Below are 24,721 nucleotides of genomic sequence, written 5' to 3'. Positions count from 1 at the left end.
TCAACCCTACACTTTAACATAGCCTAAATAATAAACCGTGAAATCAGTAACTTGATTTCACGGTTTTTTATTCATAGCCACTATTAGACTTCGTTACGGCTGTCCTCCTGCAATTGACAAATATCCTTTAATGTAGGAAGAGCAGGTATTCCGCCTCTTTTTGTAGCAGCTAATGCTCCTGCCGCATTAGCAAAGAGCACACTAGATTTTAGCTTGTCTATATTCAAATTCTCCATATTAGACTCTGCTAAAATTTTGTATAGTAAAGCCCCACAGAAAGCATCTCCTGATCCGGTTGTATCAATTGCTTCTACTACATATGGTGGAATCATTTCTGTTTTATCCTTATATCTAAAAAAGCATCCTTTCTCGCCCAAAGTCACCAAAATCAATGGAATTCCATAGTTTCTACTTAATAGTTCAGTTCCATTTTCATAGTCCATTGTGTCAGTTAAAAAGTGAAGCTCTTCTTCAGATACCTTTAGTATGTCTGCAAAGTGCATGCTATCAGAGATGACTTTCTTCGCTTCACTTAGATCGTCCCATAGACTTTCACGCAAATTTGGGTCGAAAGAAATAAGCAAGCCCTTTTCTTTAGCATATTTCAGTGCACTAATAGTAGCTTGTCTCGAAGGTTCACTAGTCATGGAAACGGAGCCAAAATGAAATAACTTTGCTTTGTCAATTAATTCATAGTTCACTTCTTTTTCCTCTAAAGTAATATCAGCACCTGGTTTACGGTAAAAACTAAAAGAACGGTCTCCATCCGGATGGAGATGAATAAAGGCCAAGGTCGTGTTGACTTGTCCAGTTGTCACTACACCAGTCGTATCTACATGATTAGATATTAAAGTTTCCTTAAGAAACGTCCCAAAGTCATCTGCCCCTATTTTACCGATAAAGGATGTTTTCATCCCTAGTTTACTAAGCATAACCAATAGGTTAGCAGGGGCTCCACCCGGATTTCTTTCAAATAATGTATTTTTATTGTCGGATTGCCCATATGGTGTAAAGTCGATTAATATCTCACCTAATGCTACCACGTCATACATATGTGTAATCACCTCTATCAGAGTATTGTAAACTATGAAATATAGCTCTGTTTCATCGATTAAATAAAGGATATACTATTTTCCAAAAAAGTTAAAATGTAAATAAAAACACCTCATTCTACGGGGATGGTAGAATGAGGTGTTTTTTCCTTGTTATCGCTCAAGGTATATTTAATACGCCGTAAGTTTTTTGCCTTCGTACTTCCACATCGTTTTATCGCTCGTGTGTTAGATATCCCCGATTATACTAAGTTGGAGAAAGAGCTCCTTCAAAACTCATTCAACAACATTAAAGATAATTTTTCTATATATTCATCATATCTGAACTAAATGAGAATACACAGAGAGTTTTATTAGAAATTGATGAGAATTTTTATTCCCATGTTACTGATAATATTTTTCCAGAGATTGCATGTACCTGGATCGTCGCTTTTGTTTTTTTATCCTTACTATCCTTCGAGTTACCATCTGCGGTTTGCATCACTATTAAATAGTAGCCACCTTCATTTGTTTTTATAAAGGAATTGCTATCTACGGTTCCCTTGTATTGTTGCTGGGCTATTTTAGTTGCTTGCTCCGGAGTAATTAACACGGTAGCAGTACTTTCCTGCTTCGCTTCTTCAGGTTTTTTGGTTTCAGTTTGTGTTTTATTGGTACTAGTAGAGCTAGCGTCTGGCTCTTCCTTTTTAGCTTCCTCTTTTTTCGGTTCTTCTGTCTTGCTAGTCTCTACCTTAGTAGATTCTACCTTTACAGGCTCCACTTTGGAGGTTTCATTTTTAGTAGTTTCCGTCTTGCTTATATCTGTTTTGGTTGGTTCTGTTTTAGAAGAGTCTGTTTTAATACCTTCTATAGAATCAGTTGCAGCCTCTGCCTTAGAATCAGCCTTGCCCTCATCAGACTTGGCAACCTCCACTTTGACTGGTTCCTTTTTAACTTCCTCTGTTTTCACAGGCTCAGTTTTCAGGACATCCTTTATTGCATTTTTAATTACTTCTGTAATTGGCTTGTCTACTTTAGAATCACTTAACTTTTCTTGGATTGAAGAAGTGGCTGAAATACTAGACTTAATCAACTTCATTTCAGTCGCTTGAGCGGTTTCTACTTTATTAACCATGCTCATTGTATCCTCTTTTACCTGTATTTGCGTAATGGGACTCATTTCTACTACAATGTTATTGTTAGTTTCTTTTTTACGTATATTACTAGTTAATGGATATTCTCTAACTTCAAAAGTATCACTATATGTGGCGAATTCCGATTGCTCAACAGGCTGAGAAATACCTGTTAACATATATTCATTCGTCTGCTCCATTGTGTAGATATCTCCATTTGTAGAGTTAACCTCTACTAAATAAACAGAGCCACCTTTTGTAATAACAGCCTTATATACATTTTCTTTTAACGTTATATCAGTTACCTCTGCATCATACAATTGCTCTAGCTGGGAACGAATATCATTCTCTGACATAAATTGCCTGTTCGTTTGGGTAACATTAAACAAAAACCCAGTGCCTACAATGACGATCACTGACACAAAAATCAATGTATATTTTTTGATTTTAGTAAATTTCATTCATGCTTCCCTCCCCCCAATTCTATTTTAAAAGATAAACATTAAAAATTGATGAGAATTGGAGTTTTTGGAATAAAAATATAAATAGTAGTACCAAACCCAATTGTGCTATCTATTTCCAATTCAAGAGATAAACGGTTGGCAATCTCTTTTGCAATGGACAATCCAAGACCAGTTCCACCTGTTTTCCTATTTCGATCCTCGTCGACACGATAAAATCGGTCAAAGATATAATCAAGATCTTTTTTAGGAATACCGTTCCCATAGTCTAAAATTGCGACCACTGTATGATTTTCTTCCTCGGTAATCGTTGTCTTAATTTCTTTTTCGCTGTATTTCCTCGCATTATCTAGAATAATAAAAAGAAGCTGTGTTAGCTGCTCCATATCCGTGTTCACGTAGACAGGGCCATCACCTTTTAATATAAATTTACGATTATAAGCAGTGCGCATAGATTGCAAGGTATTTTCCACCAGCTCATACAAATCAATTGTTTCCGACTTTTGAGTATGTTGTCCATTCCCTTTAGCTAGTAACAACATTTGAGAAATCATCTCTTTCATTCTTGCCGTCTCATGAATGATTGCATTTACTGATTCCTCTGCAATTGCTTTATCTTTGAAGCCATGACGAGACAATAGCTTTGCATAGCTTTCGATGACAGTGAGTGGCGTTTTTAATTCATGTGAAGCATCAGAAACAAACTGCTCCTGCTTATTGTAGTTTTCCTCTAGCTGCTCCATCATTTCATTAAACGCTATTCCCATCTGAGTCATTTCGTCCTTACGATTTTTACTTAACTCTATTTTTTGATATTTTCCTGACATCCTGCTTTGGGACATGGTTTTAATTAATTTATTTATAGGTTTAGTAATGATATTACCTAAAGTGACACTTGAAATTGTCATAAGGAGCATCCCTATTATAGTTACCCCTATTAAGGTCCAACGAAGGAATTTTAAATTTTTATCTACCTCCACAAGCTGTTTAAGCGTATGGATTTCAACAACTTCGCCATTTTGCCATATGACTGGCTTTGTTATAGTTAGGACGGGGACACCTCGAAAATAACCTGAGGTATATCGCTCTCCATTCTCTAATTCTGGTTTATAATCTTTCATCTCTTCGATTGACTCTACAAAGACGATAGATTCACCCTTGGCGTTGATCACTCTAATTCCTCCATTAGGAGGGATAAAAGCACGTAAAATAGTAGCTGGATCGTCATCCGCTCCCATTTTACTGAGAGCGCCAACCAGGTCATCCACTTCATTATTCAACTGATTATACTCGGTATCGAAAGCCATTGACTCAAATATAAAATAGATACCTATATTCATTAACCCTAAAATTACTAGCGTTAAAAATGTAGAGAAAAGATGAATTTTTGCTTTAAGCTTCATTTTTTAGCTCCTTCAAAACATATCCAACGCCTCTTACGGTTTGAATGAAAGAAGAACAATTTTTCTCCTCTAATTTTTTTCGTACATATCTTATGTAAACGTCCACAATATTTGTATCTCCATAATAATCAAAGCCCCACACAGCGTCTAAAAGTTGTTCCCTTGATAACACTTGGTTAGGATGCTTTATTAAGTAAAGTAGTAAATCATACTCTCGTGGCGTCAAATTGACTTGTTCCCCATCATTAGTAATCTCTCTCGTTTGCTCATTTAAAGTAATAGAATGGAAAACATGAACATGAATATTGTCTACTTGATCTGGTGAAGAAGCAGAGGATTTATTGAAACGAATGGCTGAACGTACACGAGCAAGAAGCTCTTCAATTTCAAACGGCTTCGTCACATAATCGTTTGCCCCTAAATCCAAACCCTTCACCTTATCCTCCAGCCCGCTCTTTGCAGTCAATAAAATAACTGGAGTTTTAGCCTCTGTTGCTCTAATTCTCCTTAATACATCTAACCCATTTAATCCTGGCAGCATCAAATCTAGCAGCACCAGATCCCAGGGCTTTTCTCTATATTTAATAAGGCCATCTGTACCTGTATAAGCAATCTCGACAGAATACCCCTCGAATTCCAGCTCTAATTGTAGAACACGAGCAATATTTTCCTCATCCTCTATAATTAATATCTGCTCTTTCATACGGAATCCCCCTCTTTATGGCTATTTTAACACAATATACCGACCAAATTATACACATTACAGAATCATTACAGGTGCCTGGCACCTGTAATGAACCGATAACAAAGCGCTATAATTTTATTTCCGATACGATTTTAAGCGATAAAACAAGAATTTAATCGAATATTATCTATAAAAATCAAATTATTGTGAATATTGCATAATTTCCATTATTGTACATTTTATAGGTTTATAGTATGTTTGTTAAAAGAATAGATGGAGGTTAGAAAAATGGGGAGAATGCGGAGGATTTGGCAGCCAGAGATTTATTATCACGTGACAATGAGAGGCAATAATCGACAGAATATTTTCTTGAACGAGGGAGATGTTTCTCTCTTTTTCCGTGCTTTACAACGTACATATAAAAAATCGAATTTCATAATTATTGCTTACTGTATTATGAATAATCATTACCACCTTTTGATCCGCTCCCCTGAGACACCACTTTCGGAAGTGATGTTATCCATCAACAAGACTTACTCAGAATACTTCAAACGAAAATATAATTATTTTGGACAACTCTATGAAACCAGATTTTTTTCCAGTATGGTTTCCGACCCTATAGGCTTATTAAATGTCAGTAGTTACATTCATCAAAACCCTTTAACGACTTCCAAGGCTATGACCAATAAGATGGAATACTATCCTTATAGTTCGTTTCAATATTACTTTTTCGATAAAAAGTGTGACTATCCTTTTGTAAACACCGAGCTGCTTCCCAATTTAATAAAAAGCTACCCTGATATTAAAGAAAGAACCTACGTAGCTTATTGTGAAAATTTCCGGATTAAACAAGATTTACATTTTGACTACGAGATTCCTACTAATTAAATTAATTGGATGTACAACGTGTGAATAATGGAGACAGTGGTACCAACCTGCAAAGACATCCTTTCCTACCAGAACCATCTCATGTCCTTCATTAAACGAGCTGTAAATTGCAACAAATTTATAACATCAGTTCATTTTTCAAAGAAAAGAATCGCTCCTATTCTTAACCTAGGAGCGATTCACACTTTTATTTTAGTTCTGTAACCCAGCCAAAAGGATCTTCCACTGTGCCACTTTGGATGCCAGTCAATGTATCATATAATTTCTTAGATAACTCACCAGTTTCTCCGTTATTTACATATAATAGCTCGCCTTTCCAGCGAAGCTCACCAATTGGAGAAATAACTGCAGCAGTTCCTGTTCCGAACGCTTCTTCTAGCTTACCGTTTAAATAAGCTTCTCTAACTTCCTCCATTGACACCTTGCGTTCCGCTACCGGCACACCCCAATATTTTAATAGCTCGATAATAGATTTTCTAGTAATGCCATCTAGAATAGAACCGTTTAAGGCTGGAGTAACAACCTCTCCATCTATTTTAAAGAAAACATTCATGCTTCCTACTTCTTCAATATACTTTCGTTCAATTCCATCTAGCCATAATACTTGCGAGTAACCCTCTCTATCAGCCACTTCCTGTGCCTTTAAGCTAGAAGCATAATTACCAGCTGTTTTAGCCATTCCTGTGCCACCAGCCACTGCTCGAACGTATTCACTTTCTACTAATATTTTCACAGGATGGATACCTTCTTTATAATAAGAGCCAACGGGCGACATAATAATCATAAAGCTGTAAGTCTTAGATGGAGAAACACCTAAATGTGCTTCAGTCCCAATCATAAATGGTCGGATATATAGAGATGTTCCTGGTTCATTTGGAATCCATTCCTTATCAATCTCCAGCAGCTCTTTCAATGCTTCCATAGCAAACTCTTCATCTATTTGAGGCATACTAAGTCGATCGCAGGAAATATTCATACGTTTCATGTTTTGTTCTGGTCTAAATAAACGAACTACACCATCCTTAGACAAATACGCTTTCATGCCTTCAAATACCGTTTGCCCATAATGTAATATAGTTGCAGAAGGGTCTAACGTAATCGGTTGATAAGGGACAATCCGATGATCATGCCATCCAATGCCTGTTGTATAGTCTGCAATAAACATATGATCTGTAAATTTAGTACCAAAGTCAAGTTGGCCGGCAGGTGTTTTCTCATTTTTTATTTCATTTTCTGTAAACTTGATTTTTACACTGTTCATGTTGTATTACCCCTATCAATTTAATTATTTAGTAAATTGCAACTTTTATAACTGTGCAATATATTATATGCAATTATACTCCTTTTCTCAAAATTGAAAACACCTTTTTTAGAAAATTTTCTAAAAATTTTGTGTATTTTTAACTCTACTTTTCATTTTTGTAAATTTAAAGGAATTATATCTTAATATCCCTTTAAATAAACCGATAAATAAGTATAGTAAAATACCAAAAGATAGGAGGTATATATGTGTTTAGAAACACTCTATACATATTAAGCTTATTACTAATCATAAGCACCATTTTTTCTTCTGTTCCTGCGAATGCTTCTTCCACGGTTAACGGACTTTTCTTAAAAACCATATATGAAGAAGTAACCCTTGAGGACAAGACAACCGAGAAAAGACTCTCACAAGTAATATTAATCAATGAACAAGGAAAAGAAGTAAGGCTAACCATTGATAAATATACCCCTTTGTACATCAACTCGACGCCTACTACAATTGGTGCATTTAAGGAAGGTTTGTGGGTGGAAGCGATTGTGGATGGCCAATCAGTTCAAGAGCTTAACGGATTCACATACATCGATCAAGGATCTCTTGAGAACAATAAATCTGAAGCAATCGGACAAAGCCTTACAGGAACTGTCAATGAAATTGATAAAGGTGCTAAGTATATCGCTATCAATCTCAAAGACAAAAAATCAACGAGATTTTATTTAGACGAGGGCACAGAAATATATAAAGATAATAAAATCGTAGACTTAAGCGTTTTATATGTGGGAGATCGCATAAAACTGAAAACATCTGAGCATGACACGAATACTTTGTCCTCCATAGAAATAACTACAGACGGTATCAAAGTAGAAAATATATACAAAGGTGTTATTCAGCAAATCGATTCAAAACAAAATAAGTTAGTTATTAAAAATGAAAAGGCATTTATTAATTGGAACTGGAGAAACATAACTAATACTGCCATGAATTCCAAGAGCTTTACAGATAAAACACCTATTTTCCTCGGCACTAAAAAGATTGACAAAAGTCAGCTTCGTAATTATCGAAACAACGAGATTTACTACGTAACGGTAAAACAGTCTGGAAAAGAAATCATTCAGAAAATGATTATAAAAAAGACAAATGAACGGACGCTACATGAAAGCCTATACGGTCTAGATACAAAGAATAAAAATATCAAATTAACTAATTACGGAACCATTCCATATCATAGCGGAACCATTATTATTAGAAATGGACGATTAGTAGATCCGACAGCACTTCAGCAGAGCGGAAAAGCATTTGTTATTGCGAACGGTGTTTCGTCTAACCAATATGCAAATGTCATCCATATTACTAACGATGGATTCCAAAGCACTAACTTAGCAGATTATCAATTATACTTCGGGCAAATAAATTACACGAATCAGTATCAACTTTCATTATCCAATCCTCAGGTTTTGGCTAATAACTACTGGTACTCCACTGGGAATACTAGCTTCAGTTTTAGCAATGATACGGTAGTTACAGAGGATTATAATAACTTAACAAAGAATTTCACTTATAGTAATGGAAAATATGGTTACTTCTATGTAAAAGGTAACCACATAATTGCGTCTAAAATTGTCGGCTATTCCACACCAGATTATTCTGTTTCCATCGGTCGATATAATCCAATCCATTGGAATCCTAATAGATTAAGTATTAAAGACGTTAGTGAGCACTATAACAGCGACTGGCTTGCAGCTTATCAGCGTAACTATACAGATTTATCGAATACAATGCTCATCAAAGAAGGAAGAATAATTAAATCCGTCGATTTGAAGAAGAACGATCGTCTCTACATGATTCATAATGGTTACTATCAAGCAAAAATAATTTTAGTAGATTAACTGCTCAGGGTATGTACATGCATACCCTCCATTACATAGAGAAAGAGGTAAATAGAATACATATGAAAAATCAACTTATAAAAAAGACGATTGTTACCCTGATGGCTTTATTCCTTATACTAAGCTTAGGGACAAATGAAGCTAGCGCGAAGGTTCCAGATTTTAATGGTGGCATTTTAGACGAGTATTCTTATGAAGAGGTATTTTTTCTAAACGGCTCTCCAATTACATTTACAGGGAAAGCAACCGTCTCTGAAAAAGAAAGTAAAAACCAATTAACTTCTACTTATAAATTCAATTTAAGTAATCAATATGGAGATAAATTAACAAGAAGCGTCGTCTACGTTACTAATTTAACTACTCATGTTAAGAAAAATCAAACTACGGCTAACACTACAGTTAAAAGCTACTCCGAAAAAGTAACTTTAGCTGATAAAACGACATTTACCTTAGATGATTATCAGTTTTCTCAAGGTTCGGTTATCGATAACCGCCCAGCAACTGATTATTATTCTGGGAATATAATTGCAAGAAAGATTTATAAGCGTAGTCAAAAAATCGGAAGAGAAACAATTAATGATTTAATTACTGTTTATATGGAAGGAAATAATGTTGGCTACAAAAATTTCTGGGGCTCCACTGACACTCAGTTGATTGACTATGAAATAGATTCCCCACAAGGGACTTCATTTGTATCTAGCAAGGTTTCTGACAGTAAATCTAGAGTATTAGAATACGAGAAGCATATTCCCTCTCTATCAAGCTTTGTAGGTGGACACTCAGTTGTAAGCAAGTCAAACATGGTAGCAGAATATCATTATCAGATTCCGTTTAATCCATACAACACAACAGGGACTGCATACATTAATAAAGACAAAACACCAACCATTGAAAGACTTATCGTCCCTAAGTTTCGTGATATTGAAAAGCATTGGTCCAAGCCAAATATTGAAAAGCTATATTCTTTAGGTATTTTTGATGAAACAAGTAACTTCTTCTCTCCTGATGCAGCAATGAAAAAAGACCTTTTCACTGTAGCTGTGGCTAAAGCTGTAGACTTGCGTGTATTAGAAGAAAAACCAAAAAACAAGAAAAATATACGAAAAGCATTATTTTCAGATTTAGATATTAATGATCCGAACTATGTGTATATTGAAAGCGCACTAAATAAAGAAATTGTAACTCCAGTGAATGCTGACATATTTGGAGCAAATAAATCTATCACTAGAGCAGAGGCAGTAACTATTATTATTCGCTCTCTTGGATTAGAGGGACGTGCACCAACTCCTGGTTACACAACGAAGTTTATTGACGACAACAAAATACCAAAATCAGCTAAGGATAGTATCTATGTCGCAAGTGAACTAGGCTTAATCGATCCAGATAGAAAAAATCGCATCAACCCTAACGAAGTCCTTACACGAGGAAAAGCATCACAGCTACTTGTTAGATATATGAACTTCCTTGAATCTGACCTAAAACAAAACTATCGCGATGATATGATTAATTTCAACTAAACTCAAAACCCCATCTAAACACCGGCGAATGCACCGGTTCTAGATGGGGTTTTTCACTTGATTGCAGATAATGTTACAGGTGCCTGGCACCTGTAACATAGGTGATCTAGACATACCTGTAACATATTAAACAAATATAAACCAAAGGATTGCTGTAACGATGATTGTTGTAATACCTTGGAGTAGAGTTGCCATTGTTTGTGCTTTGTACGCGTCTGTAACCTTCATGCCGCTAAATTGGGTCACTACCCAGAAATAGCTGTCATTTACATGGCTCACTGTCATCGCTCCTGCTCCTACCGCCATAACAACTAGCGCTAACGGTAATGCACCCTCTATACCTAAAGTTGGTAACATTGGTGCTACTAGTGATGAAGTAATAACTAGAGCAGCTGTTGAGGAGCCTTGTGCTGTTTTAAGAGCTGCCGCAATAAGGAATGGCACTAGTAAGAATAATGCTCCATTAGCCAATACCCCTAAGTCCATTTCCTGTAGAAGCTCTGCTACTCCAGAGTTTTTAATAACTGTACCAAACGCTCCTCCTGCACCGGTGATTAATAAAATTGGTGCTGCTTCCTTAAGGCTTTCACCAATCCAACCAGACAACGTTTTTTCACTAATTTCAGGTAGCAATAAGAAGGAAGCTAATACACCGAACAATAGTGCCACAGTTGGAGAACCAAGGAATCTTAAGAAATTCGTTAATCCTGATTCATCGCCAACTAATGCAGCTACCGAACCTATACCGATCAATAAGATTGGTAGTACGATTGGTAAAAAAGCTTTAAAGGTGGATGGCATTTTTCCAAAGGATTTAATAACCTCTTCGTAATCCAGTGCATCTTCCTGATCCGCTGGCACGTCTATTTTTGTCCCAACCTTCACGGCCCATAAATAACCTACGATAGTTGCAGGAATTGCTACAAACAAACCGACCAAAATTATAGTACCAAGATAATCTGTTGCCCCAATATTCCCTGCTGCTGCGATTGGTCCAGGAGTTGGAGGCACTAATGTGTGCGTTGCATAAAGTCCTGTAGACAAAGCTACAGCCATAGAAGCTACCTTGACCTTCGCACGCTTTGCTAATGATTTTTGTAAACTTGATAAAATAATAAATCCAGAATCACAAAATACAGGTATTGATACGATAAAACCTATAATGGACATAGCTAACTGCGGTCTTTTTTCACCTAGAATACGAAGGACAACCTCTGCCATTCGATAAGCTGCACCAGACTTCTCAAGAATAACCCCAATGATAGTTCCCGCTACAATTACAATCCCGATACTCGTCATTAAACCGCCAAAACCAGAGTTAACATTCTCTACAACAGTAAGCAACGGCATACCAGAAGCAATACCTACAAAGAAGGCACTGATTAATAGAGCCAAAAAGGGATGTAGCTTGAACACTGCAGTTGCCACTACAACAAAAACAACTCCTAACAAAATAACTAAAAACAACATGACCTTACACCTCTTCCTTTAGAATGGCTTGCATTGTTTCCTTAGTCCTTACAGTTAAATAATGAACCGGGTCTTTCAAGGATTCTTCCATACTCACTGAATGATCTACTATACTAACAAGCTTAGAGAAATAGGTAGACAAGTCTACTTTACTTTCTTTCTCTATAAAGCCAGAGAGCAATATAACGGGAATCCCTCTTTTATTTGCAGCAACAGCAACTCCCATCGGAGCCTTACCAGAGAGAGTTTGTCTGTCCGTTTTACCTTCTCCTGTAATGACAAGGTCTGCATCCTCTAAGCTTTTTTCAAATTGAATGGCCTCCATGACAACTTCTATACCTGGCTTTAATTGGACAGGAAATAAAGCAAGAAAAGCACCTCCAAGTCCTCCAGCTGCACCCGCACCTGGCATCTGATGCACCCTAATACCTTTCACTTCTGCTATTTTATTTGCAAGGTTCTTTAAACCATTCTCTAGCTGGTCCTCCATTTGTGGAGTTACTCCTTTTTGTGGACCAAACACAGCCGTAGCTCCATTTTTGCCTAATAAAGGATTATCCACATCACAAGCTAGTATGAACTGTGAACTTTGAATTCGCTTATCCATTCGACTAATATCTATCTCTTCCAGATTTACAAGAGAGCCTCCCCCAGCTTGTATTTCTTCTTTTACTTTATTCCTAAATTCAACCCCTAATGCACGTAGCATCCCTGCCCCGCCATCATTCGTTGCACTCCCCCCTATTCCAACAATAAACTTCCGGAATCCTTGATCGAGCGCGTGACGAATCAGTTCACCTGTTCCAAACGTTGATGTCTTTAGCGGATTTCTTTCATCTTGCGACAATAGAGTCAAACCAGAAGCTCTCGCCATCTCAATGACACAAGTCTCTTTGTCTCCTAACACCCCATAAACCGCCTCTATTTGTTTTCCTAATGGGTCTTGAACGGTTGCAGTTACAAATGTTCCACCAGTTGCAATGACAAGGGGTTCCAGCGTTCCTTCCCCACCATCTGCTACAGGTAGTAATACAGTTTCAATAGATGGATCAACCTCATGAATCGCGTTGGAAACAGCCCTAGCAACCTCAGTTGCTGACAATGAACCCTTGTAAGAGTCAGGACTAATAACAATTTTCATATATTCTCTCCTCCGATTAAAGCGCTTACAAAGATTATATTGCAAAGAAAAAACGATTACATTATACTTAATGTATAATTCATCTGTATTATAACAGTTAGTTTTTTATACATTGAGGTGATTCAATTGATAACCAAGCAATTAGCCGAACAAATAGTACAGCAAACTATGCTTCGTCTTCATCGAAATATTAACGTTATGCAGACAAACGGAGTCATACTTGCCTCTGGCGATGAGCTAAGAGTAAATCATATACATGAAGGTGCTATTGAAGTAGCTAAAACTAAGTCCCCACTAAGGATTACAAAGGATAATAATCATCTTTTTCCCCGAACAAAGTGTGGCATTAATTTACCTATATTCTATCAAAATGAAATAGTCGGAATCATTGGAGTAACGGGAGAACCAGCCGACTTGGAGGAGATAGCAACACTTCTCCAGTTAACAACTGAAATGATGGTCCATCAAGCATTAATAGTCTCCGAGAGAGAATGGAAGCGGAAAATACAAGAGCTCGTCTTCGAAGAATTAATGAGTGGACAGCCAATCCAGAAATATTTACAGGAAAGGCTCAACAAAATAGGCTTTCAAAACAAAGCCCCATTTTATGCAATGATGCTTGAGGTAGATCCAGAGTCTTCCTCTTATCAAAATATTATTCAGGAAATAGAATACTATCTAGAAACAGATTCTATATTAGTCGGTCATTACCAAGCGAGCGAGCATTTTATTTTAATTTCTGGCTTGGATAAAACAACATTCACTCGCAAAGTTACCTTATTAGCAGAAAAACTAAAGAAATATTATTCTCTTTCCCTTGGGCTAGGGAGAGAAGTGCAATTATTAGAGCAAGTCCATTATGCCTACCGAACAGCCAAGCTCGCGCTTCAATACGGGAATCCTAACAAGCCAGTCATTTCCTTCGAGGAGGTAGAAATTTACTCTCTTTTTAAAAACAAAGAATCCTTTGAGGTTCAAACCTATACAAAAAAAATACTAGAGCCACTGGATATTAAACTACAAACTACCTTGCAGAAATATTTTGATTGCAGTCTTCAGCTCTCTATTTGTGCTGAGGAACTTGAGATTCATCGCCATACCCTCACCTACCGTTTAAACAAAATAGCACAAGTAACAGGTTATAATCCTACTAACTTTCAGGATGCCTTAGCACTTCAGTTAGCTTTGTTATTAAAAAACTAGAAATTTACATTTCAACGAAAAAACCGTTTCAGCTCTTTAGCCGAAACGGTTATATTATTTATTTGTATTATTTTTTAGCAACTTGAACGTTAGCAACTTTTTTAGCGCCTACGTATTTTTTACCCCAGTAATAAGGATCATTAATTTTATCGATTCTTACACCTTTTGATGATGAAGCATGAATGAATTGGCCATTCCCGATAAACATTCCAACATGTGAAACACCTTTACCAGTCGTATTGAAGAATACTAAATCCCCAACTGCTAGTTTAGCTTTAGTTACTGGCGTTCCTTTACTGTACATTCCGGCAGCAGTTCTCGGAAGAGAGACACCTTTACCTTTGTACACGTACCCAATAAATCCAGAGCAATCAAATCCTGCCTTCGTTGTGCCACCATAACGATATTTAGTTCCTATTAGACTTTTCGCACTTGATACTATTTCGTTGGATTTTACAGAGCTAGCTGCTTCTGTATTTCCCGCAAATGTTCCCATGGCTAAAACTAGAGTTAGTGTTAAGATCGTGATAAGTTTTTTAAACAAAGAAGTCAATTTTGATGTTCCCCCAAAGAAGTATTGAAAAATTTCTCTATTTTTTCTCGTTAAAAATTTCTCTATACCCATACTAACACGGTTTAAACATTAGTGATTTTACAGTTGTGTAACAATAAGATTACAAGCCGAAAAATATACTAAGACTCTCCTCCCGTTTTAAATTTGAACAAATAAGTACAATATGCCTAATTTATTAGCATGAATTATAATATTCTTATTATTTTCCTCTATCTATCCATAGGATATATGTGTTATAAATAGATGGTTAACTATTATTTGCCAAAAAAGAATAGGAGATTACTATTGTGAAACTGAAATGGAAAAATACACTTACTCTACATCTCGGAACAATTATCGTCGGGGTAATGATCGTTATGCTTACGATTACTTCTGTAGCTACTTATAAAACTGCCTATGGCGAACTTTACAAAGCAGCTGGGATTGAAGCATATGGTTGTGCTAATATTACTACTGGTTTAATTACACCTGAAGATATTAATAAAATACTTGCTGGAGACACTGCTGCCGTTAAAAGCGTAGGTGAGCAGCTAAACTGGACTACTGCTCATAAAGATATTTTTGAGACTCAATATATAATTGACTTAGAAGGAAACCTATTAGCTACTGATGATAACTTAAAAGAAACTGGGTTTAATGCAGGAGATCAATTTTACATAGATCAAGAAGCGATTGATATGCTTGTCAAGATGGGACACCCTACCTACTCAGAAAGCTATGAGTACGCCGGGATGAATCGTTTGTCTGGCTATGCTCCAATTTTCGAGGATCATGACCCCTCGAAAAAAATTGTTGCTATTAGTGTAATAGACTTTAATGCGGACATCGTCTCTGAAAGAACATGGGATGTAGTTAGTAAAGGCTTACTATTAAGTATTATCCCTTTATTGTTAGCGTCTCTAGTTACTCTTCTTTTAATTAGAAGAAAAACAAAGCCTTTATCTGTTTTGATTGCTCATGCTGAAGAGATTGCTAAAGGAAACTTATCAGTTAAAGACACAAATTTTTCAAGCAAGGATGAGGTTGGAAACTTAAGTAGGACGCTTGATACACTTGCTGGTAACTTACGTACGATGATTGGAACGATTCAAAACACTTCCTCCCAATTAATGAAAAATGCAGAAGAAACTACAGCCTCTTTGATTGAAATGAAGGAAGCAGCGCATCAAATTGCCAATAATATGAGCGAAAATGTTGCATCTATATCAACGGGTACTGCATCTGCTGAAAGTTCAACCGTTATCTTAAATAATTTAGCGACCGGCCTACAGCATTCAAAGGAAACTGCGGACCAGTGCTCGGTACAATCGATGACCACTATGCAGATTGCTCAAGAAGGCCTCAAGAAAGCCGAAGAAACTAGTCGAGACATGAACAAAATAAGAAATGCTTCCATTGAAACTAGCGCAATGATTGTGAAGCTCGATGAAGCAACTAATAAAATACAGCAAATTACTGGGTCCATCGCGGGCATAGCCGCTCAAACAAATCTACTAGCACTTAATGCCTCTATAGAAGCAGCTCGTGCTGGTGAGCATGGAAAAGGATTTGCAGTTGTAGCAGAAGAAGTTCGCAAGCTAGCAGAACAGTCTAACCTAGAGGTTAAACAAGTAGAAGAAATCGTAAAAGAGATAACGGAAAACATCTCACACGTAGTAACCTCTACGGACACCAGCACCAAACTAATCGAAACTGGAAATGCAACCGTTCAGCAAACTTCTCATTCCTTACAGAATATCTCTACAGCTGTCGGTAAGACAGTAGAGGAAATCTCAAGGATATCTAAGATGACAACCGAGGAAGCTGCTAACTCGAAGCAAGTAGTAGATCTTATCGAAAATCTAACTGAATCTATAAGAGAAATCGAACAAGTGACTACAACCATTTCAGCCGTAACAGAAGAAACCTCTGCCTCTATAGACGAGATTTCACAGCATTCCGCTGAAACATCCGAAGTAGCACAACAACTTCACAACCTCATAAACAAATTTAAACTCTAACGATTATTTACATTATTACAAGTGCCTGGCACCTGTAATATATTTTCAGAAGACACAAAAATAGACGCCCACGTTACAGGGGGCGTCTATTTTTTTATTTGTATAAGCTTTTAATAAGGGTTTCTAGCATTACTGGCATTTCAACAAAAGCACTGTCTATATGTAGTCTTTCTGTTTTTTGATGAGCATCCTTGCCGAATGGTCCTACGTTCAGTACTGGTCCCTTTAATTTAGCCATATCATCAAATGGGATATCATAGGTATCTCCCCATACTGGTGTATTGCTTTCAAATGCTGTCCAGCCGTTTCCATCGTCTTCATAATTTACATAGCTCAAATCGCATATCCCATTAAAATAATGTATTTGTTTTACAGTATTATTAAAGGATTGTGCAGATTGCTTCATTAGCTCCACCGCTTCTATAATCAGTGGATCCTTGGATGTGTTAACCGCTGGATAATATGGTGGAGCAAAGAGCAACACGGTAGCTGGTGAAAGCTCCTGGCATTGAATCATGAGATTATCTACTATTCGAAGTGATTTTTCACGATCGTCCCATTCCTCTTCCGCAAGTACTTCTTGCTTAAGTCTGTGAACTTCCTCTATGCCTAATTTTTTATTGGCATACGCAAGCAGCTCGTCATATTTCAAAACTCTGACCTGTCCAATTCCTTGGACCTGCTCTCTATCACAAATTTGTTGATAGGTTTTATTCAAAGCGTCCATTGCCTCATTCGCAACCTGTTCAAACAGATCCATAATGTCAGAAGCAGTTCTTCTTAATAAAAACACGTTGTACAAAGCAACTGCTCGGTACGGTGTCTGCGTTGAATAAGACATTTTCAAATCCTTTTGCTGTAAAGAAACTGGCAACGGAGTACTTTCTCCAAGGTCATGCTCTGTAAATATAGGGTTATATTCCATTCGCTGTGTTAAGAAAGAAGCAATATAGTTAGCCGTCATCCCTTTCATCGGCTCTCCTACATGAGTTTCCTTTCCGTAAAACAGCGCAGCGGGCATAATTTTACCGATCGTACCAGAGTAGATATACTCGTCAATATCCTTTGGCACCTGTGAAAATGAAGGTTCACTATTTAAAAATAGCTTATATGATAAATCAAACTCTTCACGAATTCGAACTAGCTGAGTAACAGCCGCACGCATACCAGCAGAGTTTACCTCTTCATCAGGCACACTTGTGAGAATTAAATTAATTGGCCATTCTTCTACAGTAGCTTTTTCAATCAACTGCATATGTAAGGCTAATCCCATTTTCATATCCATCGTTCCACGGCCAAACAAATACTTGCCAGTTGCCAAATCTTCTTGAGCATCTTCCGGCAACTCACTAGGATTCTCCATTAACTTTCTAGTTAACTCCTCCGGAAAATAAGCTAAAGGCTCCAAAGTACCATATTCTTCTGTCTGCACAGTATCGAAATGACTAATAAGCACAACTGTTTCTGTTGCAGAAGGATGCTTATATAAAGCCGTCACTACCTGTCTTCCCAAGCCTGCATCATGAAGCTGGAGCTGACTCGGATGAGTTTGAAAATACTCAAGCTCTCGAATCTTTTCTATTAACTTAGGAGCAAACTCCCTCTCTCCATCCGTTAACGTAATACTATTCCAGCTCACAAGCTCACACAATAATTCACGCAGTCGATCTGGCGTATCCCATAAAAGCTTATTCATACTAATCCTCCTAACAAAATGTTTTTTATATTTATATAGTTTATTTTACATTATTTCAAGTGCCTGGCACCTGTAATATTTCATCCATAAATATACAAAAAAAGGTCAATGCAAATTGACCTTTTCCAGAATTTATTATAATTTTTTCCATTCTTCTTCTAGCCATTCTAAGCCTTTTTCACCTTCATACGCATCATATACATCGATACGCATTCTTTTTAGCTTAGTTAAGTAGTCGTCAATCGTATGATCTTTTGGTAAGCTCTTTTTCACACGAACAAATACTTTATTTGCTCCTTTTACCAATTCGAATTTTTTACGCTTTGGTAATACGACATCTTCCCCTAACTCAAGCAATGAGCGATATGCTTCTTCTTGAATTTGAAAAACTGGGTCATGGTCTAATCTTACTTTTAGTATATCAATCACTTGGCTTGTATTATAATTTCCCAACTCTTCAACAGCACTTAAACGAGTTCTCCAGCTTCCAGTACGGTTAGCTGCTTTTTTAAGATCCTCATAGTTTTCTGGTAACTCATTTTTTATAGACTTTTTACTCAATCAATTCATACTCCTTTAAATTTCATCTTAAACACATTATGTTTGTCCATTAATTATATACTATGTGCTCATTAAAACCTATTTTTTATATTTCCCTTAAAAAAGCAATTAAATAATACTGTATAATTCCCAATTATATTGTAATTAATACATATAAATGATACAATTTCCAAAAGGAGGTGATTGGTTGAAAAACGTCGATGAAATAAAAAAATATAAATTTTTATTGTCCTTTCACGATGGCCATCAACTATTATTTGAAACAAACACAGACATTCGAACAGCAGAGCGCGAATACATAAATGGTGGAATGTTCGTGGAAACTGAAAATAAATATACTATCAATTTAAACCAAGTAGCAAGAATTCAAGTCAAAAAACAACGATAATGAAGCACCGTTCCTCTGTCCTAATAATTAAGTTTTTAAAATCAACCCTCAAAATAAAATACATTTCCCTTAAAAAGCAAAACGCACCCCTTTTTAAAACGGATGCGTTTTTTATATGCTTTTTTATGATATATTACAAGTGCCAGGCACCTGTAACATAGTGTTATGCCTCTATCCTTGGTTTTCTTTTGCTCTCAGGTTTTTGTTCACCTATGGAGTAAAGGTAACCTCGGTCATTAAAGTTAAAGCTCTTATACTTACACTTACAATATAAAATGATTAGCTGCTCCGGTAAGACTGCTATCATTGCGTAAAATACAATCATGCCCAACACAAGGATACCCGGAGTACTGCTGTCATAGTAATTAGAGTTATGAGAAATCCACTTAGTTATAAGTATAAATATAGCTGCCCCAACTAATACGACTTTAGGAACAAACGACATATTTGCTAGTTCGTTTCTTTGATCTTCCTTTTCGGAGCCTTTTCGATAGTGCCCTTTTTTAAGCGAAATATAATAACGGACCATTATAGGTAAGTGCGTACTGTATCCTTTCACTTCTTTTATAAACAAACGGGATAGAATACACAATACTTAAACCTATTAAAACAACAGTAATCCAAAAATGTATGATAATTATTCCCTCTTTCAACGGAAAAAGAGAATAAGGTGCTGCTAAATAATAATTTATAGCAAACATCAATGCTTGTAAAAAAATACCTAGTATTAATACAACACTTATACTTTCCCTACTTTGGCGACCAGATTCTAGCGGTTCCCTCAGTACTGCAAAATCTTCCTCCCTTAATCTGCCCATTGTTTTTCTATTCAACTCCGTTCATTTATTAAACTCCTATCCCTCGTTTTGATCCTCACTAGAATACAAATAACCTCGCTCATTAAAATTGAAACTCTTGTATTTATACTTACAATATAAAATAACTAGCTGCTCTGGAAGGACAAACAGCATGACAAAGAATAGACTGATACCAATAGTACTAATTAAAATAGAATCTATGTTAAACTCGGGTATTATCCTCACAATATATCCGACAATGAACACTATCATTAACCCAAAGACAATAGCAGGAAAAATTAGAAGAGTAGTATTCTTTTCTAGTTGACCTCTAACCTGGTCTCTCTCGCTTCCCTTTCTATAATGTCCTTTTTTCAATAAAATAAAGAATCTTACACATGTAGCAATGAATATCACTAAACCACAACTAAGGATAATATATGTAACCTTGAGCAATTTCTCGGCACTTACTACTTCCCCCCCTGTAACCTCTCCAATTAAGAACAAAGAACAGATAAACAAGGAGATGGAAAATAAATTTTGAGAAACTAAAATAGAGATTAAATACTGAATTCTATTAAACTTCCTATAAACCATTGGTATAGCAAAAACAAGCGACAGTATAATCAAAGCAACTGTAAAATATAAATGAATCTCTATAATTTTATCTTTATAAGGAAATACTGTATTCGGACCAACCATGAAATACTCTAATGAAAATACTAAGGCTTGTAGAAAAACTGATATAAATAATATTGGCCCTAAACCTGATGGACTTTGTCGACCAGATTCTAGTGGTCCTTTTAAAACTGCATAATCTTCCTCATTTAGCCTTCCCATTATTCTCCTAGTCATCTCCCATTTATTTATTAAACTTCTATCCCTCGTTTTTCTTAGATTCCCAGTAACACTTTCATATTTATAAACATTCTGCCATCATTAACGATATATAAAATATATAAATATTCCAAATCGTTAAAAATGTACATTTTAAATTTACAATATAAGATGACAAAAAAAGAACGATACATAGGCTTCAATAATTTAATTTAAACAACCTATACCCCCAAATTGCACCAAGCCCATACCAATGATGGCATAGGCTAAGTTTTTGATTGTCATTATTTATAAATTACAAAACACCTATACTCATTTCCACATAAGAAGAATCGTTTGTATGCATTTTTTTGATTTGAATAAAGAGTGGGGTTTTCTGAATATAGTTTTTCTGCTCCATATAGGTAGATAATTCTTGATATTTTTCTTGAGATTTCATGTCAAAATCACCCTGCACTCGAGTCATAAGTAAATGATCTACACAAAAATAGCTCGTAAACTTCACTGCTTCCTCACGAGGTATAGCTATAGAAGTTTCACTTATTTGTATAAATATCTCAGCTGTCATAACCCCTTCTGAGGACTCACCAATAACCGAATAAAATACCACTCCTGTAGGTGTATAATTATATTCAGATAATATCTGCGCGAAATCTTGGAATGCTAATTCAATTTCTTCAGGGACAAAATTGTAAAGTTTAGAAGCTACATGACGATAAGCAATTTGATGATTTTCGACGATCATTCTTCATCACCCTGACTTTTTAATGGAGCATATAAATCGACTATATATTCTCCATACACATTTAAAAGAATACAATAAAAGTAATCTTCAATCTCTAAATTATTTTCATTAGAAAATGCTTGTACTTCAGCAAATGCAATATTGATATCAAGCTTTTCGTCAGCCTGCCTTAATAATAACGCTCGATTTAGTTTAAAATCCTTTTGGAAAGTAAAGTCAGAGTCCTCTGTTACCTCTACTGGACTACTTATTGGCAAATAATATGTAAATTCCCCTAATGTTTGATCCGTGTCGTTCCCTTTGTAAGAGAAAAATAGAGGTCCATTTCTATATACATCTTTACTTAAAGCAATATCGTCCAAATAATAAATACCTTCCTGCCAGCTTTCTTTTTTACCCTCAGTTTTATAAACTAGCAAGTTTTCGAACATTAGTGCACATAATTCAATTCCCATCAGTTTCACCTTCTCTATTCAGATTCCAAACTATTCAAGTAACCACTTTCATTAAAATTAAAGCTTTTAAACCGCATTTTACAATATAAGATTACTAGCTGCTCCGGTAAAATAAATAGCATGACATAAAAAAGGGTTATGCCAATAAGAATTACTCCGTACATATTGAAATCGTTAATAGCAGAATTTCTAATAATATATTGAAGAACCAATACTAATCCAATTCCAACTATTATAGCTGTAGGTAACAACGATTTTTTTTCAAATTTTATCCGAAGGAGCTCCTTACTAGAACCTTTTCTATATTGTCCTTTTCGTAACAAAGTATAAAATCGAACAAATGTTAAGAGAAAAACAAGTAAACCAATAAATAATAAAATATATGTAAAATTTAGAAGAGACTCAGGAGTTGCCTTCATCCCTTCTCCTTCTTTTCCTATAAAAAATAACGCACAAATAAATAAAGGAAAAGTAAAAAGATTTTGAGAGACTAATATGGTCAATAAATATTGGACTTTTTGGCTTCTACGATATATGAATGGAATAGCATAAATAATTGAGAGAATAACTAATACACTAGTAAACCAAAAGTGCACCTCTAAAATTTTCTCTTTATACGGGAAAATAGAATCGTAAGCTGCCACGTAGTATTCTAATGCATAAATCATAGGCATGAATATTGCCCCTAATATTAAGGCGGTTGCCAATTGTGATGGGCCTTGTCTTCCAGACTCTAAAGGTATTCTTAAAACCTCAAAGTCTTCTTCCTTCAACTTACTTACCAAATGTCTCTCCTCTTTCTTACCGGAACAAACCTTTTAATTTATCCATTACGGATTCGTCGTCTTTACCTTTTGCATTTAGTAACATATTGACACCTACGCCTGCGGCTGCCCCTAAAAATGTCCCTAGTCCTGGTATTGGTATTAACGCAGTGCCAGCTGCAGTTAAGCCTACTTGAATGGCACTACCGATTGCCACATCGGCAGCAGTTTCTCCAACTGCTCTTACATGTGCTGCTCCATCACTCGATCCATTCTCCTTGGCAGTACTATAATTATCATAGTAGCTTAATCCAGCAGTGATCGGTGCAACAGCTTTAGTGGCTCCTCTTACTAACCCATTTTGTGCAATTCCTCTTAAATCGAAGACATCCTTAAAACCTTCTCCTGCACCTCTCAGAGTGGCGGAACCAATAGTTTTACCCTTTTCCCCTAAAGTAGTATTCTCTCCCCAATATCTAAGATGAGGATGTTTCTCTAACACCATTTCTCCTTGCGGTGACCAACCAGACTGCCCTGGCTTCCTTCCAGCATATTTTAACATCCCACCACTCTCGTTTGGAAAGCCCAATACTCCCATGGCTAGTGGACTAGCATAAATTCGATAAGAAGTGCTTCCTTTTTGAGGAACATAAAATCTTAGATCAGAAGATAGTTCCCCATTCCTAGTAGCCATCCACATAAGAAACCCTGATTTAGCATCCTTCGCGATAGTATTAGCATTACCATAGTAACCGAGAGAGTCATTAAATTTATCAAAATCACTATCTTCTGAGACTTTACCAGCTTCACCAGAAGCATCTTTATCCGCTACAGAGCCTGGATCATTTACACTCGTAGACATATCACTAAGAATCTGATCAGTAGCAGTATACTGAGCCCATTCCTCAGCTGGAAAATTTATATCGGAAAGACCTGACTTCATCAGTCCTTCCATTTCATGTAGCCACGTATCAAGTGTTTTCAAGTTAGACTCTACAGAAGAAAGTGATGAGGTTTGAGTCGAATCAAACTCATGTAAGTTTTCAACAGTAAGATCCTTCTTTTTACGAGAGTCCGTTACACCTTGCTGTACTTCACTATCATCTAAATGAGGCAATGCCACTATATCAGCAACCCCATCCATTATGGCGTTTGACTCCTCAGTTAAATTACTAGTAGTGTTAGATATTACGACCAGTCCTTCTTCAACCTCTCCTTCCAGAAAGCTCTCTTGAATATGACCAGCGTAATCGGGCTCCAACGAATCCAGAGCAGATTTTATTTGGTTTAGCTTTGTTTTGAAATCTTGATTAAAATCTAAAAAGAATTTATGGAAAGGGAGATGGCAATCGTTGTAAAATAATCGGATAGCCGCTCCCCCCTCCCCGGTTAATGAGTGATCCAACTCCACTAAACCAGTTATAGAAGTTTCAATTACCTTCATTTCTTCCTCTAAACGCGTCAACATATCCACGTTATTTTTTATTCCTGTCTGAAGTAAATCTACATCCAATACCTTCATTGAGCCATCATCCTATGGCCACCTGACCCATTTATACCTGTTGAAATGTTTTCATCTGTCTCTTTCATAAATGCAACTGAATCTTTAGTTGTAAGGATATTTTCTCCTAATAGCTGTTGATATTTAATTAACAAAGTTTCTAGATTTATGGAGAGCTCATTTAACTTATTAGCCACGTCTAGCACATTTCCTTCAATTGGCGCCTCTTTTGTAGGATTTAACGCTTCATTGGAGGCTGTCATTTGCTCTAATTGGTTCTCTACATCGGCATAAACAATTTTTATTTCCTCTGACATATACATA

General features: G+C 36.2%; 23 protein-coding genes. 6 read left to right on the top strand and 17 right to left on the bottom strand.

Annotated features, from left to right (window positions below; translation table 11 throughout):
• Nucleotides 1-83: 83 nt before the first annotated feature.
• The 4 genes from Q0371_RS00750 to Q0371_RS00735 all read right to left on the bottom strand — a co-directional run bounded on the left by Q0371_RS00750 (nt 84) and on the right by Q0371_RS00735 (nt 4,731).
• Nucleotides 84-1,052 (bottom strand): carbohydrate kinase, encoded by a 969-nt coding sequence (locus tag Q0371_RS00750; RefSeq protein ID WP_298467006.1) that lies wholly within the window; start codon nt 1,050-1,052, stop codon nt 84-86.
• A gap of 373 nt (nt 1,053-1,425) precedes the next feature.
• Entirely contained in the window at nt 1,426-2,625 is a 1,200-nt protein-coding gene (locus Q0371_RS00745) for a PepSY domain-containing protein (RefSeq protein ID WP_298467004.1), read from the bottom strand.
• A gap of 41 nt (nt 2,626-2,666) precedes the next feature.
• A complete protein-coding gene (locus Q0371_RS00740) occupies nt 2,667-4,028 on the bottom strand; it encodes a HAMP domain-containing sensor histidine kinase (protein ID WP_298467002.1) in 1,362 nt (453 codons plus the stop codon).
• Nucleotides 4,018-4,731 carry a response regulator transcription factor gene (locus Q0371_RS00735; protein ID WP_298467000.1) on the bottom strand — a complete coding sequence of 238 codons (714 nt, stop codon included), beginning with the start codon at nt 4,729-4,731 and terminating at the stop codon, nt 4,018-4,020. Before Q0371_RS00735 ends, Q0371_RS00740 begins: the two co-directional genes overlap by 11 nt.
• A gap of 270 nt (nt 4,732-5,001) precedes the next feature.
• Between Q0371_RS00735 and Q0371_RS00730 the strand changes: the two genes are divergently transcribed.
• Complete coding sequence (locus tag Q0371_RS00730) at nt 5,002-5,601, top strand: transposase (protein ID WP_298466998.1); 600 nt, start codon at nt 5,002-5,004, stop codon at nt 5,599-5,601.
• A 187-nt stretch (nt 5,602-5,788) separates the two neighbouring features.
• Here Q0371_RS00730 and Q0371_RS00725 read toward each other — a convergent pair whose 3' ends face one another.
• Nucleotides 5,789-6,862 (bottom strand): branched-chain amino acid aminotransferase, encoded by a 1,074-nt coding sequence (locus Q0371_RS00725; RefSeq protein ID WP_298466996.1) that lies wholly within the window; start codon nt 6,860-6,862, stop codon nt 5,789-5,791.
• A gap of 248 nt (nt 6,863-7,110) precedes the next feature.
• On the opposite strand from Q0371_RS00725, the gene Q0371_RS00720 reads away from it, so the two are divergent.
• Nucleotides 7,111-8,748 carry a hypothetical protein gene (locus Q0371_RS00720; protein ID WP_298466993.1) on the top strand — a complete coding sequence of 546 codons (1,638 nt, stop codon included), beginning with the start codon at nt 7,111-7,113 and terminating at the stop codon, nt 8,746-8,748.
• Between the two features lie 62 nt (nt 8,749-8,810).
• The gene (locus Q0371_RS00715; protein WP_298466991.1) at nt 8,811-10,265 is read left to right on the top strand and encodes an S-layer homology domain-containing protein; all 1,455 of its coding nucleotides are present in this window, start codon (nt 8,811-8,813) and stop codon (nt 10,263-10,265) included.
• A gap of 126 nt (nt 10,266-10,391) precedes the next feature.
• Here Q0371_RS00715 and Q0371_RS00710 read toward each other — a convergent pair whose 3' ends face one another.
• Nucleotides 10,392-11,735 carry a GntP family permease gene (locus tag Q0371_RS00710; protein WP_298466988.1) on the bottom strand — a complete coding sequence of 448 codons (1,344 nt, stop codon included), beginning with the start codon at nt 11,733-11,735 and terminating at the stop codon, nt 10,392-10,394.
• Nucleotides 11,736-11,739: 4 nt separating this feature from the next.
• A complete protein-coding gene (locus Q0371_RS00705) occupies nt 11,740-12,876 on the bottom strand; it encodes a glycerate kinase (RefSeq protein WP_298466984.1) in 1,137 nt (378 codons plus the stop codon).
• 126 nt (nt 12,877-13,002) lie between these two features.
• On the opposite strand from Q0371_RS00705, the gene Q0371_RS00700 reads away from it, so the two are divergent.
• A complete protein-coding gene (locus Q0371_RS00700) occupies nt 13,003-14,079 on the top strand; it encodes a sugar diacid recognition domain-containing protein (protein WP_298466981.1) in 1,077 nt (358 codons plus the stop codon).
• 67 nt (nt 14,080-14,146) lie between these two features.
• Here the strand turns inward: Q0371_RS00700 and Q0371_RS00695 are convergent, their stop codons facing one another.
• Nucleotides 14,147-14,632: a C40 family peptidase gene (locus Q0371_RS00695; RefSeq protein ID WP_298466978.1), complete on the bottom strand. Its 486-nt coding sequence runs from the start codon at nt 14,630-14,632 to the stop codon at nt 14,147-14,149.
• Between the two features lie 308 nt (nt 14,633-14,940).
• Here Q0371_RS00695 and Q0371_RS00690 point away from each other — a divergent pair, with 308 nt between their 5' ends.
• The gene (locus Q0371_RS00690) at nt 14,941-16,653 is read left to right on the top strand and encodes a HAMP domain-containing methyl-accepting chemotaxis protein (RefSeq protein ID WP_298466975.1); all 1,713 of its coding nucleotides are present in this window, start codon (nt 14,941-14,943) and stop codon (nt 16,651-16,653) included.
• A 94-nt stretch (nt 16,654-16,747) separates the two neighbouring features.
• On the opposite strand, the gene Q0371_RS00685 is transcribed toward Q0371_RS00690, so the two are convergent.
• Together Q0371_RS00685 and Q0371_RS00680 are read right to left on the bottom strand one after the other, a co-directional pair.
• Entirely contained in the window at nt 16,748-18,349 is a 1,602-nt protein-coding gene (locus Q0371_RS00685) for a M20/M25/M40 family metallo-hydrolase (RefSeq protein WP_298466972.1), read from the bottom strand.
• Between the two features lie 135 nt (nt 18,350-18,484).
• Complete coding sequence (locus Q0371_RS00680) at nt 18,485-18,910, bottom strand: HEAT repeat domain-containing protein (RefSeq protein WP_169358752.1); 426 nt, start codon at nt 18,908-18,910, stop codon at nt 18,485-18,487.
• 187 nt (nt 18,911-19,097) lie between these two features.
• On the opposite strand from Q0371_RS00680, the gene Q0371_RS00675 reads away from it, so the two are divergent.
• Entirely contained in the window at nt 19,098-19,298 is a 201-nt protein-coding gene (locus tag Q0371_RS00675; protein ID WP_169358751.1) for a hypothetical protein, read from the top strand.
• 163 nt (nt 19,299-19,461) lie between these two features.
• Here the strand turns inward: Q0371_RS00675 and Q0371_RS00670 are convergent, their stop codons facing one another.
• The 7 genes from Q0371_RS00670 to Q0371_RS00640 form a co-directional block, all read right to left on the bottom strand.
• Nucleotides 19,462-19,890 (bottom strand): hypothetical protein, encoded by a 429-nt coding sequence (locus tag Q0371_RS00670; RefSeq protein ID WP_298466968.1) that lies wholly within the window; start codon nt 19,888-19,890, stop codon nt 19,462-19,464.
• Nucleotides 19,891-20,152: 262 nt separating this feature from the next.
• Nucleotides 20,153-20,950 (bottom strand): hypothetical protein, encoded by a 798-nt coding sequence (locus Q0371_RS00665; protein WP_298466965.1) that lies wholly within the window; start codon nt 20,948-20,950, stop codon nt 20,153-20,155.
• 277 nt (nt 20,951-21,227) lie between these two features.
• Nucleotides 21,228-21,677 (bottom strand): DUF5085 family protein, encoded by a 450-nt coding sequence (locus Q0371_RS00660; RefSeq protein WP_298466962.1) that lies wholly within the window; start codon nt 21,675-21,677, stop codon nt 21,228-21,230.
• Nucleotides 21,674-22,132 carry a DUF5085 family protein gene (locus tag Q0371_RS00655; protein ID WP_298466959.1) on the bottom strand — a complete coding sequence of 153 codons (459 nt, stop codon included), beginning with the start codon at nt 22,130-22,132 and terminating at the stop codon, nt 21,674-21,676. The genes Q0371_RS00660 and Q0371_RS00655 overlap by 4 nt, the downstream gene beginning before the upstream one ends.
• A gap of 14 nt (nt 22,133-22,146) precedes the next feature.
• The gene (locus tag Q0371_RS00650) at nt 22,147-22,917 is read right to left on the bottom strand and encodes a hypothetical protein (RefSeq protein WP_298466956.1); all 771 of its coding nucleotides are present in this window, start codon (nt 22,915-22,917) and stop codon (nt 22,147-22,149) included.
• Nucleotides 22,918-22,933: 16 nt separating this feature from the next.
• A complete protein-coding gene (locus tag Q0371_RS00645; protein ID WP_298466953.1) occupies nt 22,934-24,418 on the bottom strand; it encodes an LXG domain-containing protein in 1,485 nt (494 codons plus the stop codon).
• Complete coding sequence (locus Q0371_RS00640; RefSeq protein WP_298466950.1) at nt 24,415-24,714, bottom strand: YwqI/YxiC family protein; 300 nt, start codon at nt 24,712-24,714, stop codon at nt 24,415-24,417. The genes Q0371_RS00645 and Q0371_RS00640 overlap by 4 nt, the downstream gene beginning before the upstream one ends.
• Between the last annotated feature and the right edge of the window lie 7 nt (nt 24,715-24,721).

The organism is uncultured Psychrobacillus sp. (assembly GCF_938022135.1).
Taxonomy (GTDB): Bacteria; Bacillota; Bacilli; order Bacillales_A; family Planococcaceae; genus Psychrobacillus.
The sequence above is the reverse complement of the archived record's forward strand: the minus strand, read 5'-3'. Positions and strand labels throughout refer to the sequence as shown.